Below are 12,073 nucleotides of genomic sequence, written 5' to 3' on the forward strand. Positions count from 1 at the left end.
ACGACCGTGCGCATCCACATCGAAGCCGTCTCCCTCCAGAAGGACGGGAACGCGCCCTCCGAGAACGAGGACGCGTTCGCCCCCGAGGGCAGTGGCACGCTCGAAGCCATGACGTTCCACGCGGCTGTCGCGGATGGCGCGACGGAGAGCCTGTTCTCGGGCTACTGGGCGCGGCTGCTCGCGGGAGCCCATGCGCGGGGCGAAGTCCCGGATGCGAAGGGGCTCCTCTCCGTGCTCCCCGGGCTCCAGCGTCAGTGGCACGAGCACGTCGGCGCGAAGCAGCTCCCCTGGTACGCGGAGGAGAAGCTTCGCGAGGGCGCCTTCGCCACGCTCCTCGGCGTGAGGCTCCGGGAGCGCGCCACGGAGGATGGCATCGGCACGTGGGAGGCGCTGGCGGTGGGGGACTCGTGCCTCTTCCTGCTCCGGGACGGCGGGCTCGTGCGCTCATTCCCGCTGGAGCAGTCATCCGAGTTCGGCTCCACGCCGTTCCTCCTCTCGACCCACGTCCATCAGAACGCGCGCGTGGGGACGCAGGTGCGCAGCGCCTCGGGAGACCTTCGCGGCGGAGACACGCTCTTCCTGATGACGGATGCGCTGGCGTGCTGGTTCCTCGCGGAGCACGAGCGCGGCGGTGCTCCGTGGACCGGGCTTCCCCGCTCCTTCTCGGGCGAAGGCCGGGCCGCGTTCGAGGCGCTCGTCGGCCGGCTGCGCGCGGGCAAGGCCATGCGCAATGACGACGTGACGCTCCTCCAGCTCACCGTGGAGGAGTGAGTGAAGCTCCCTTCCGACAGCGACTACCAGGCGGCCCTCCAGAACCCGCGCCAGGCCTTCGCCGACCCCGAGCTCCAGGCGGGCGTGCCGGAAGTCATGGAGAGCGGAGCCATGGCCGGACTGCCTCGGCCTCGCGCGGGGAACTTCGCCACCGTCTACAAGCTGCGCTGTGGAAGGCGGGACTTCGCCGTGCGCTGCTTCACCCGCCCCATCCAGCAGGACCAGGCGGTGCGCTACGCGGAAATCATCCGGCACCTCTCCACGAACTGGGTGCCATCCGCCGTGGAGGTCGCCTTCCTCTCGCAGGGCATCCAGGTGCAGGGGCGCTGGTTCCCCATCGTGAAGATGGAGTGGGTGCAGGGCGAGTCCCTCGCCGCCCACGTCGACAAGCACCATGCGTCGCCGAAGGCGCTCTTCGACCTCGCGGCCTCATGGCTGGAGCTGCTGAAGGACCTGCGTCACGCGCGCGTGGCCCATGGCGACCTCCAGCACGGCAACGTCGTTGTCACGCCCGAGGGGCTGCGGCTGGTGGACTACGACGGCATGTTCGTCCCCGCGCTCGCCGGGCGGAAGAGCCACGAGCGCGGGCACGCCAACTACCAGCACCCGGACCGCTCCCCGGACTTCTTCAATGACAGCCTGGACCACTTCTCCGCCTGGGTGGTGTGGGGCTCCCTCGTCGTCCTGGCCCACGAGCCCTCGCTCTGGAAGCGTTTCCACGGCGGCGATGACTGCCTGCTGTTCCGCAAGAAGGACTTCGTCGAGCGCGAGCGCTCCGCGCTGTTCCAGGCCCTGCTGGCCTCTCCTCATCCGCGCGTGAGGGCGGTGGCGTCCTTCATGCTCGGCACCCTCCTGCCGAGCCTTCCGCAGCGCGTGCCGCCCCTGGACGACGCGGCCTTCGTCGGCATCGAGGTGCCCGGAGTGACGCCAGCTCCGGCACCGGAGGCGAAGGCCCTGCCGTCCCGGACCACGGTGCCAGAGCTGCTTCGCCTCATGGTCCCCGAGTCCTCGGCTCCGGCGGTGCTCGGCGCGGTGCCGCTGGAGGACCGGCAGGTGGCCAACGGCATCCTCCTCGCGAGCGGCCTGTCCGCCGTGCTCTCCGTGGCCATGTCCCCCATGTGGCTGATGGGGCTGGGCCTCACGGGAGGCCTGGGGTGGGCATGGGCGCGCTCCGCGTACCAACGGACGCGAGGCCTCGAGCGGCTCCGGACGGCGGAGGCGGCGCTCGCCACGACGCGGAAGGACCTGGAGGAGGCGGAAGCCCGGCTCCAGCGGCTGCGGGAGGACCACGCCCGTGTAGAGCGGGAGACGCGCTCGCGCTGCGCGGAGCTGCTGTCCGCCCTGGGGACGCTGAGCAACCAGCAGCACCTGTTCGTCCAGAAGGTCCGCGACGCGAACCAGGAGAAGTTCGCCCGCTACGCCGAGCGGCGGAAGGAGCTGAACGTGCAGGAGGAGCACGCACGTCAGTCGTTGGAGGGCGAGCTGCAGTCCCGGGAGGTGGAGCTCCAGCGGCGCCTCGCCAACCTCACCTCGGTCGACCGGGCCCGCGCCGAGGCGCTCCGGATGCTCCAGGAGGAGCACGTGGCCACGGTGCTGCGGCGCGAGCACATCGACAAGGCCCGGGTCCGCGGCGTCGGGCTGACCACGCAGGCCATCGACCGGCTGCGGAGGAATGGCGTGATGACGGCGGCGGACATCGTCCCCGGCAGCGTATCGGTCATCCGGAAGCTCCCCACCCACTACAAGTCCCTCCTGTTCGAGTGGCGCGCCGAACTGGAGAAGTGGGCGCGCGAGTCGATGCCCACGCGACTTCCCGAGGCGCAGCGGGTCGTCCTCGACGAGAACTGGCGCGAGTTCCGGGCCCGGACGGAGCGAGCGTTGGAGGCGCTCCAGGCGGAGCGCGCGAGCCGGACCGAGGCCCTGGCCGCCAGCTTCGTCGCGCAGCGCGAGGCCCTGAGCGCCGAGGAGTCCGAGGCGGCGGAGCGGCTCTGGCTGGAGGCGCCGGACGTCTCCGGCCTCATGGAGCAGGAGTCGCTGCGCCTCACCCGGGAGCTGAAGGCCCGGAGGGCGGACCTGGACGCGGTGGGCCTGGAGGTGGAGTCGGCCCGGCGCGACTGCGCCAGCCTCCACTGGCGCCGCGAGGAGCTGGAGCGCGAGCTGGCGTCGCTCGGCAGCCTGCGCTTCAGCCGCTTCCTGACGCTGCTCATCAAGGACAGCCAGGAGGCGGCTTGAGCGCGGACGTCACGGCGTGGCGCCGAACACCAGCGCCGTCAGCGTCGTGTTGAGGTTGAAGCCCGAATAGATTTCGAACTGCACGTTGGCGCCCACGGCCGGCGGCGCGTACCGCAGCGTCTGGCCGAGCGCGGGCACCATGCCCATCGCCTGCGCCACCCACATCCGCCCGCTGCAGTGGAACAGCAGCGCGGCCTGGGGGTTGGGCACGCGGCGCGGAATCTCCTCGGTGAAGAAGCGCCGGGTGGACTCCACCATGTCGCCCAGCCGCATCAGCTCCAGCTCCATGTCCTCCGACAGCAGGTTGGCGAAGAGGATGGAGCCGTCCTCCAGCGGCTTCCACGGCGAGCGTATGAAGTACTCGCGCCCCACCTTCAGCGCCGCGGGACGCAGCGAGAAGCCACGGGGCTTGCCGAACTCCAGCTCGTCCACGCCCACGCCCAGCAGCTCCGCGTAGCGGCGGGCCGCCGGCTGGCCGTCGATTTCCAGCGCGCGCGTGTGCGTCTCGTCCACGCGGGTGATGCGCAGCCGCTCCCCGGTGGGCACGTAGAAGTGCGAGCGCATGGCGGCCCACGGCGCCGTGGTGTGGAGGAGGGCAATCCACGCCGCATCGGTGACGACCTCACCGTCGACATGGAGGATGGCGGACTGCTTCGCGGGGTTCGTCTCGTGGTCGCTCGCGCCGCCGCCGATGAGCACGAGTCCCTGGTTGCGGTCCAGCAGGCCGAGCAGCAGCTCCTCCTTCTTGTTGCGGAAGCCGTCATCCATGACGATGCCCACGTGGTGGCGCGGATCCAGGTCCTCGGGGCGGATGCCCAGCTCCCGGCAGGCGCTCAGCATGGCCCGGTGCCCGGCGCCGAGCGCATCGAAGGACAGGCCCGTGCCCAGGCCGAGCCCCACCTCGAAGTCGCCCGACAGCGCGCCCATCACCACGGAGCCCGAGTGGATGCCCCGGTTGTCCAGCTCGCCCGCCGTCGTCGCGCCCACCAGCCGGGTGCCCTTCGGCAGCCGCTCGCGCAGGGCGCGGTTGAGGGCCGACTGGTCGCGCTCACGCGAGGCGAAGAGGGTGACGAGCTTCGGAGCGGGGCCGGAGAGCTGGGACACCAGCTCCTCCGCGGCGGCGACCGGGTCCTGCTGTGCGGACCGGGCCGTCTGCATCTGGATGCGAGGCATGAAAGGGACGTTCCTGTTGGGGACAGGGGAGGTGCGGCGGAGAGGTTGTCGGGAGGCTACACGCCGCGCGGGGGATGACGCCGCCGGGGGGAGCGTCGTGCGAACGCGGCGTCAGTAGAGGAGGGGGCTCGCGAGGGAGCGCTCGGGTGACACATCCGGCCGGACTCACGCGTGCCGGGGCCGGTGATTCATGTTTCACCTCGTGGGTTGCCCTTGCCCCGCCACACTAAAAGCAAACATTGATGCAATCAAGCGTCATTAAAAGTTTATGCCTATCCGCCTCTCGGGCTCCTGGGTCTTCTCGGGGCTCCAGAGCCGAAGAAACCGACTCCGGCTTCAAACCAGACATGGCGCTGAAGTGCGCGAGCCCGGTGAGCCGCCAACTGTGTGCAGGTGTTCCGGGGTTGCAGGCGTCGGCGCTCACTGCCGTGAGGCCATCCTGGCCGCCCGTGCCTCCGCGACGTACTGCGCGGGTGGGCGGCCCACCACGGCCTTGAAGTCGCGGATGAAGTGCGACTGGTCGAAGTACCCCAACTCCAGCGCGAGGCCCGCCATGTCCGGCACGCCCGCCTGGACGAGCCGCTCGGCGGCCTCGTGGAGGCGGTAGCGCTGGAGGACCCACTTGGGGCTCACGCCGACGGCCGCGTTGAAGCGGCGCTGCAGCTTGCGCGGCTCCATCCCCGCGAGCGCGGCGACCTGCTCCATCCGGGTGAGGCTCGGGTCCGCGGTGAGCCGCTCCACCAAATCTCGCAGCCGGGCCGTCTCCTCGGGCATCGGTGGCAGCCGCTTGCGCAGGAACTCCTCCGCGAGCGCCGCGCACCTGCGCGGGTCCGGCTCTCCGAGGATGGCGTCGCGCAGCGCGTGGCTCTCCGGGCCGAACACGGTGCGCAGGCTCAGTCCCCGGTCGGTGAGGGTGGAGAGCGGGGCAGGGAAGAAGGGCTGGAAGGCGGCCGGGCGGAACTTGATGCCGAAGACGCGGTCCACCCCTCGCAGGTAGCGCCGGAACCTCCGAGCCGTCTGCACGCCCAGCACCCGGGCGCGTCCCTTCTCGAAGACGATGTGCACGCACGGGTGCGGCAGCGTCTCCGCGAGGACGGGTGGCTCGCCGCGCAAGTCCCACCGCACCGTCCAGAAGTGCTGGACGAACGGCTCCAGGGCGGCCGAGGGCGCGAGGCGCTCATGCGCAATCCGGCCCTCGGGGGCGCGGCGCTGGAGGACGCCACGAGGCGCGTCGAGACGGGGGCGGCTCACCGGCCGGCATTCTGGGCACGTGTCGCGTTTTTGCAATCGAGCCCGGCACGCAGGGCGTATCTCCCACGGCAGGAGAGACGACCCCATGACGAAGCGCGCGAGCGGACCTTTCGACGTGAAGCTGACCCCCATGGCTCCGGACCCGGGTGCCGAGGCGGCGGCCATCGGCCGGATGAGCATCGACAAGAAGTTCCACGGGGATTTGGAGGCCACCAGCCAGGGGCAGATGCTCGCCATCCGGGACGTGGCCCTGGCTTCCGGCGGCTACGTGGCCATGGAGCGCGTCACCGGCACCCTGCACGGCCGCACCGGCACCTTCGCCCTCCAGCACTACGGGACGATGACGCGCGGCGCCTCCCACCTCACGCTGACCGTGGTGCCCGACTCCGGGACGGGGCAGCTCCAGGGGCTCACCGGCTCCATGAAAATCATCATCACCGAGGGGAAGCACGCCTACGAGTTCGACTCCTCGCTCCCCTCCGGAGAAACCTGACACAAGGCTGTCACTGCCGGGGCCTACAACTCCTCTCGTTCCTTCACGACGCACCCACCGGAGAACACGCCATGTCCGAGACCCAGACCCAGACCCAGCAGACGCAGAGCCACGTGAAGACGCACAAGGGAGGCTGTCTGTGCGGCGCCGTCCGCTTCGAGGCCGACGTGGACCTCACGCAGCCGGTCGGCCGCTGCAACTGCACCATCTGCGTCAAGGTGGGCTCCACCGGCGCCGTCGTGAAGCCGAGCGCCTTCCGCGTCGTGTCCGGTAAGGAGCACCTGGGCCGGTGGAGCAAGAGCGGCGGTCCCAACTACCGCGTCTTCTGCAAGCAGTGCGGCACCCAGGTCTACGGCGAGGGCAACGTGCCGGAAATCGGGGGCGAGTTCCGCTCCGTCTACGTCAACTGCCTGGATGACGTGGACCTCAGCGAGCTGAACATCGGCTACTGGGACGGGCGCAACGACAACTGGCAGGCCGGCATGCGCCCCCAGCCGTGGCCCACCCGCGCGCGGGCCTGAGACCTCGGGCCGCCTTCCCGGCCTCGGCGGCGCTCGTCCCTGACGGAACCTGCTTCGGCTCGCTCAGCTCCGGGAACGCGCGGATGCGGCGCACGCCTCGGCGCGCTCCAGGAGCAGCTTGCGCTCACGCTCGTTGCGGGTGAGCGAGGCGGCACGCTGGAACTCCTTCCGGGCCTCGTCGAAGCGGCTCAGTTTCTGGAGCAGGTCTCCACGCACGCTGGGCAGCAGGTGGTAGCTCCTGAGCGAGGGCTCCGGCAGCAGCGCGTCCACCAGCTTCAGCCCCTCCGCCGGGCCGTAGGCCATGGAGATGGCCACGGCGCGGTTGAGCTCCACGACGGGGGAGGGCATGAGCTCCACCAGCTCGCCGTAGAGCTCGGCGATGCGTGCCCAGTCCGTCTGCTCCGCCGTGCGCGCCCGCGCGTGGCACGCGGCGATGGCAGCCTGCAGCACGTAGGGCCCGCGCGGCCCATCCGCCTTCTCGGCGCGCTCCAGCGCCACCAGCCCGCGCCGGATGAGGAGCTGGTCCCACAGCCCGCGGTTCTGGTCGAGCAGGAGGATGGGCTCCCCTGTCGGCCCGGTGCGCGCCCGCATGCGCGACGCCTGGATTTCCATCAGCGCGACGAGGCCGTGCACCTCCGGCTCGTTGGGCGCGAGGCCGGCGAGGATGCGGCCCAGGCGCAGCGCGTCCTGACACAGCTCCGGTCGCATCCAGTCATCCCCGGCGGTGGCGGAGTAGCCCTCGTTGAAGATGAGGTAGATGACGCCGAGCACCGACGACAGCCGCTCGGCGAGCTCCGGCCCGCGAGGCACCTCGAAGGGCACCTTCGCCTCGGCGAGCGTGCGCTTGGCCCGGACGATGCGCTGCGCGACGGTGGGCTCCGGCACGAGGAAGGCCCGCGCGATTTCGTCCGTGGTGAGGCCCCCGAGCAGCCGCAGCGTGAGGGCCACGCGCGCCTCGGAGGACAGCACCGGGTGGCAGGCGGTGAAGACGAGCCGCAGCAAATCGTCGCCCACGTCGTCATCGAGCTTCGCGTCCAGGTCCGGCGTGGACGCGTCCTGCTCGGCCTGCAGCTCGTGACCCAGCTCCTCGTGCTTGCGCTCCAGGCGCTGGTTGCGGCGCATCTCGTCGATGGCGCGGTGCTTCGCGGTGGCCATCAGCCAGGCGCCCGGGTTGGACGGGACGCCCGTCTTCGGCCACTGCTCCAGCGCGGCGACGAGCGCGTCCTGTGCGAGCTCCTCGGCCCGGCCCACGTCGCGGATGAAGCGCGTGAGGCCGGCAATGAGCCGGGCCGACTCGATTCTCCAGACTGCCTGAATCGCTCGCTGCGTCTCGGTGGCCGTCACGGCGCTCGACTTACGCAGCCCCGCGCATCAGTTCAAGTCCGGGTGATTGAGTCCCACCCGGGCCGCGTTCCTCACACACGCGGCAGGGGCTTCGCGCCGCCGTAGATGACGTTCTGGACGAGGGGCGAGTCCATGAAGTCATGGGGGAAGCCCCGCTCGACGGCGCTGACCGCCTCCAGGCGCGCGAGCGCATCCGCGGGCAGCTCGACCTCCAGGGCGGCGAGGTTGTCCTCCAGTTGGCGGAAGGTCCTCACGCCGATGATGGGCGAGGCGACGGCGGGGTTCTGGAGCGTCCACGCGAGCGCCACCTGCGCGGGCGTGCGCTCCAGCTTCCGGGCCACGTCCTTCACCACGTCGGCGATGTCGAGCGAGCGCGCGGAGAGCGCGCCGTTGGCCATGGCCACGCCCTTGCGCGTCCCCACCACGCTGGTCGCGCCCTCGTCCTGGAGGTCCGCCCGGGTGTACTTGCCCGTCAGCACGCCGCTGCCCAGCGGCGACCAGGGCGTGACGCCCAGGCCCATCTCACGGGCCATGGGAATCAACTCCCGCTCCACCGTGCGCTGGATGAGGCTGTACTCGATTTGCAGCGCGACGAGCGGGGACCAGCCGCGCAGGTCGGCGATGGCCTGCATGCGCGACACCTGCCACGCCGGTGTGTCGGAGATGCCCACGTACAGCACCTTGCCGGCGCGCACGAGGTCGTCCATGGCGCGCAGGATTTCCTCCACCGGCGTCGTGTAGTCCCAGGCGTGGAGGTAGAGCAGGTCGATGTAGTCCGTCTTCAGCCGCCCCAGGCTCTGCTCCACCGTCTGGAACATGTTCTTGCGGTGGTTGCCGCTCGAGTTCGGGTCCCCGGGGCGGCTGTGCAGGGTGTACTTGGTGGCCAGCACCAGCCGCTCGCGCTTGTCGGCGGCGAAGGTGCCCACCAGCTTCTCCGAGGTGCCGTTGGTGTAGTTGCTCGCCGTGTCGATGAAGTTGCCGCCGCGGTCGACGTAGGCGTCGAAGATGCGGCGGGACTCCGCCTCGTCGGCGCCCCAGCCCCAGTCGGAGCCGAAGGTCATCGTCCCCAGCGACAGCGGCGAGACGCGCAGGCCGGAGCGGCCCAGCAGGCGGTACGTGTTCAGGGAAAGCTTCGCGTTCATGACAGTCTCCGCGTCGGCGGCCGCGCCATTGCGGCTGCTTCACGGCGCCAAGAATGGGACCTGCGGCTTTTTAGAGCATGGTGCAGAATCTGAATGGGCTTTGAAGCAGGAGATACAGAATGCGCGGTAGCGAATACGCGGAGCTCACCGCCTTCGTCGCGGTGGCGCAGCACCAGAGCTTCTCCCGGGCCGCGGCGCACCTGCGCATCTCCCCGTCGGCGCTGAGCCAGACCATCCGCCAGCTCGAGGAGCGGCTCGGGGCGCGCCTGCTGAATCGGACGACGCGCAGCGTGGCGCTCAGCAGGGCGGGGGAGCGGCTGCTGGCCCGGGTGCTGCCCTCCATGTCGGAGCTGGACGCGGCGGTGACCGAGGTGCGCGAGTCGCGCGACGTGCCCTCGGGGAGCCTGCGCATCAACGCGCCCCGGTTCGTCGCCACGCAGCGCCTGGCGCCGCTGTTCGGCCGCTTCTGCGCCGCCTATCCCGACATCGTTCTCGAGGTGGTGGTGCAGGACGCGCTGACGGACATCGTCGCCGGCCGCTTCGACGCGGGCATCCGGCTGGGAGAGCGCCTCGCGAAGGACATGGTGGCGGTGAAGCTCGGCGGAGACCTGGAGCTGGCGGCGTGCGGCTCACCCGACTACTTCGCGCGCTTCGGTGTTCCGAAGACGCCGCACGAGCTGCACAAGCACCGCTGCATCAACTGGCGGTGGTCGGATGGCGCCCTGTACCGCTGGGAGTTCGAGAAGGACGGCCGCGAGTTCGAGGTCGCCGTCGAAGGGCCGCTCATCATCAATGACTCGGGGCTCCTCATCCAGGCCGCGCTCGACGGCGTGGGCCTGGCCTACCTGGTCGAAGAGGAGCTGCGGCCCTGGCTGGAGCTGGGGCGGCTCAAGCGCGTGCTGAAGGACTGGTCGCCGAGGTTCCCCGGCTTCTATCTCTACTACCCCAGCCACCGGCAGGTGCCCGCCCCGCTGCGCGCCTTCATCGACTTCCTCAAGCGCGAGGAGCGCCAGGCTCAGGCGCCCGGGCGGAAGCGCATGGCGCTCCACACGGAGTCCACTGCCACCTGACGCACGCCCTGGATGCCCTGCTGCTCCAGGTGCCTCCAGAGGATGTCCCGGTTGAGGTCCGTGTCGAGCTGCCCCGCCTTGGGGTATGCGACCCAGGCAATGCGGTCCGCCTTCGCGGCCTCGATGAGGGGCGCGCACTTCGCGTCCACGTCGGCGAGGTTCTTCACGAAGACGAGGAGCGCCTCCGCCTTCGCGGAGGTGGTGGTCACCACGTCATCCAGGTCCACGCCCGAGGGCTTTCCGACGACCCGGACCTTCATTCCATCCTTGAGGTTCAGCTTCTTCGCGAGGCTCATGGAGGGGCTCGCCTCCGGTGCGAGCGTGGCCATGTGGAAGATGAAGTCGAAAGGCAGGAACAGCATGGCATGCCTCGGTGGGTGGGGGAGGGCTTCAGCTTCCCGGCACCTCGCGGGCGAGGAGGAAGGCGCGCAGCCGCGGGTTGCGCAGGACGAGCCCGCCCCACAGCAGGGCCGCGACGTAGGTCGGGAAGAGCACGTGGGTGAACAGGGGGTTGCCCACCCGCACGTGGGTGGCGATGGCGCCGCCGAGGAAGCCCGTCAGGTAGATGGCGCCGAGCACCGAAGTCTTGGGGATGACGTACAGCACCGTGCCCACCAGCACGAGCACGCCGATGGTGAGCACCGTGCTCTCGGGGTAGCCGAGCTGGAGGGTGCCCTCGACGACGGGGGCGGGCTTCACCAGCTTCATCACCCCGTCCATGAGGAGGAAGAGGGCGGCGATGCCGCTGAGGATGCGGCCAGTCCAGAGCTGCGGCTTCGATACGTTCTGCATGGGGACCTCCCGGGTTCGTGCTGCCTTCACCGTGGCGACGAATGAGCCATCGGGAGATCGACACGCCCATTTCGCGGGACTTTTCGTCCGGGCAAGCCCCCGGAATCGCAGGACCTCCCCCGCCTACCTCGAAGGGCCATTGCGCGCCCCGGGGTCCCAGATTAGAAATTGATTCTAGAATCATATTCTAGTGAGCGAAGGAGCCGTGCATGCTCGACATCCAGGGCTGGCTGAGGCCCGGCCTCTACGTGGGTGCCTCGTCCATCCAGGGCAAGGGGCTCTTCACGGACGTGCCCATCGCCGCGGGCGAGCTCGTCGTGCGCTGGGGCGGCCGCATCCTCCCGGCCGCCGTGCGCGACTCGGGCGGCGTGAGGGACCACACCTCGGTGGCCATCGCGGAAGGCGTGGTCATCGCGGCGCTGCCCGACCAGGAGTTGAGCCCCGACGACTTCATGAACCACGCCTGTGACTCCAACCTGTGGATGCACGACGCGCTCACCCTCTGCGCGCGGCGGCCCATTCGAGCGGGTGAGGAGCTCACGGCGGACTACGCGCTGTGGATGGACGCGGAGACGTACGTCATGCGCCGCGAGTGCAACTGCGGCGCGTCCGCGTGCCGTCGCACCGTGACGGGACGCGACTGGAAGCTCGCCGCCGTGCGCGAGCGCTACGCCGGTCACTTCTCGCCCTTCCTCTTGCGCCGCATGGCCCGCGAGCCGGCGGCACCTTGAGCTCAACGATGGAGGTAAACCGCATGGATGCGCTGTTGGAGTTTGGCCGTCAGGTGCTCGGAGAGCAGTCCTTCAGCACGTATCTGGGAGCGGAGCTGACGCACCTCGAACCCGGCAATGCCGTCCTCGAGCTGCGCCTGCGGAACGAGCTTCGCCAGCAGCACGGCTTCGCCCACGGCGGCGTGCTGAGCTACCTGGCCGACAACGCCCTGACCTTCGCGGGTGGCACCGCGATGCAGGTGCCCGTCGTCACCTCGGAGTTCAAGATCAACTACGTGCGTCCGGCCGTCGGCACCCGCCTCATCGCGCGCGCCCACGCGGTACACGCTGGCCGTCGCCAGGCCGTGTGCCACTGCGACATCTTCGCCATCTCCGAGAAGGGCGAGACGCTGGTCGCCGTGGCCCAGGGCACCATCGCCGCGATGGGCTCGCGCGAGGACTCCTGACGACGGCCAGCGGTGGAGCTGGATGCATATGATGGTGCATATTCAAGGGGCCGAGCTTGCATTCTCCTCTTGCGTAAGCGCTTGCGTCACGCATGTGTCTGCATAAT

General features: G+C 70.1%; 13 protein-coding genes. 7 read left to right on the forward strand and 6 right to left on the reverse strand.

Annotation, left to right across the window (positions count from 1 at the left end; translation table 11 throughout):
• Window positions 1-6 precede the first annotated feature (6 nt).
• Complete coding sequence (locus tag ACVTJA_RS11725; RefSeq protein WP_465836444.1) at window positions 7-771, forward strand: protein phosphatase 2C domain-containing protein; 765 nt, start codon at window positions 7-9, stop codon at window positions 769-771.
• Window positions 772-3,003, forward strand: a complete 2,232-nt coding sequence (locus ACVTJA_RS11730) for a BUD32 family EKC/KEOPS complex subunit (protein WP_465836445.1) — start codon at window positions 772-774, stop codon at window positions 3,001-3,003.
• Window positions 3,004-3,012: 9 nt separating this feature from the next.
• Here the strand turns inward: ACVTJA_RS11730 and ACVTJA_RS11735 are convergent, their stop codons facing one another.
• Both ACVTJA_RS11735 and ACVTJA_RS11740 read right to left on the reverse strand, forming a co-directional pair.
• The gene (locus ACVTJA_RS11735) at window positions 3,013-4,176 is read right to left on the reverse strand and encodes an FIST signal transduction protein (protein WP_465836446.1); all 1,164 of its coding nucleotides are present in this window, start codon (window positions 4,174-4,176) and stop codon (window positions 3,013-3,015) included.
• Between the two features lie 420 nt (window positions 4,177-4,596).
• A complete protein-coding gene (locus ACVTJA_RS11740; protein ID WP_465836447.1) occupies window positions 4,597-5,427 on the reverse strand; it encodes a DUF6597 domain-containing transcriptional factor in 831 nt (276 codons plus the stop codon).
• Window positions 5,428-5,512: 85 nt separating this feature from the next.
• On the opposite strand from ACVTJA_RS11740, the gene ACVTJA_RS11745 reads away from it, so the two are divergent.
• Entirely contained in the window at window positions 5,513-5,920 is a 408-nt protein-coding gene (locus tag ACVTJA_RS11745) for a DUF3224 domain-containing protein (RefSeq protein ID WP_465836448.1), read from the forward strand.
• 71 nt (window positions 5,921-5,991) lie between these two features.
• Window positions 5,992-6,441 (forward strand): GFA family protein, encoded by a 450-nt coding sequence (locus ACVTJA_RS11750; RefSeq protein WP_465836449.1) that lies wholly within the window; start codon window positions 5,992-5,994, stop codon window positions 6,439-6,441.
• 63 nt (window positions 6,442-6,504) lie between these two features.
• Here the strand turns inward: ACVTJA_RS11750 and ACVTJA_RS11755 are convergent, their stop codons facing one another.
• Window positions 6,505-7,785, reverse strand: coding sequence for an RNA polymerase sigma factor (locus ACVTJA_RS11755; RefSeq protein WP_465836450.1), 1,281 nt, complete (start codon window positions 7,783-7,785; stop codon window positions 6,505-6,507).
• Window positions 7,786-7,856: 71 nt separating this feature from the next.
• Window positions 7,857-8,927 carry an aldo/keto reductase gene (locus ACVTJA_RS11760; protein WP_465836451.1) on the reverse strand — a complete coding sequence of 357 codons (1,071 nt, stop codon included), beginning with the start codon at window positions 8,925-8,927 and terminating at the stop codon, window positions 7,857-7,859.
• A gap of 119 nt (window positions 8,928-9,046) precedes the next feature.
• Between ACVTJA_RS11760 and ACVTJA_RS11765 the strand changes: the two genes are divergently transcribed.
• Entirely contained in the window at window positions 9,047-9,997 is a 951-nt protein-coding gene (locus ACVTJA_RS11765) for a LysR family transcriptional regulator (RefSeq protein WP_465836452.1), read from the forward strand.
• Here ACVTJA_RS11765 and ACVTJA_RS11770 read toward each other — a convergent pair.
• Together ACVTJA_RS11770 and ACVTJA_RS11775 are read right to left on the reverse strand one after the other, a co-directional pair.
• On the reverse strand, window positions 9,943-10,359 hold the full coding sequence (locus ACVTJA_RS11770; protein WP_465836453.1) for a hypothetical protein: 417 nt from the start codon (window positions 10,357-10,359) through the stop codon (window positions 9,943-9,945). The genes ACVTJA_RS11765 and ACVTJA_RS11770 overlap by 55 nt on opposite strands.
• Before the next feature lie 28 nt (window positions 10,360-10,387).
• Entirely contained in the window at window positions 10,388-10,789 is a 402-nt protein-coding gene (locus tag ACVTJA_RS11775; RefSeq protein ID WP_465836454.1) for a DoxX family protein, read from the reverse strand.
• Between the two features lie 209 nt (window positions 10,790-10,998).
• Here ACVTJA_RS11775 and ACVTJA_RS11780 point away from each other — a divergent pair, with 209 nt between their 5' ends.
• Window positions 10,999-11,520: an SET domain-containing protein gene (locus ACVTJA_RS11780; protein ID WP_465836455.1), complete on the forward strand. Its 522-nt coding sequence runs from the start codon at window positions 10,999-11,001 to the stop codon at window positions 11,518-11,520.
• Between the two features lie 23 nt (window positions 11,521-11,543).
• Window positions 11,544-11,966 (forward strand): PaaI family thioesterase, encoded by a 423-nt coding sequence (locus ACVTJA_RS11785; protein WP_465836456.1) that lies wholly within the window; start codon window positions 11,544-11,546, stop codon window positions 11,964-11,966.
• Window positions 11,967-12,073 lie beyond the last annotated feature (107 nt).

This window comes from Pyxidicoccus sp. M6, from assembly GCF_055568925.1.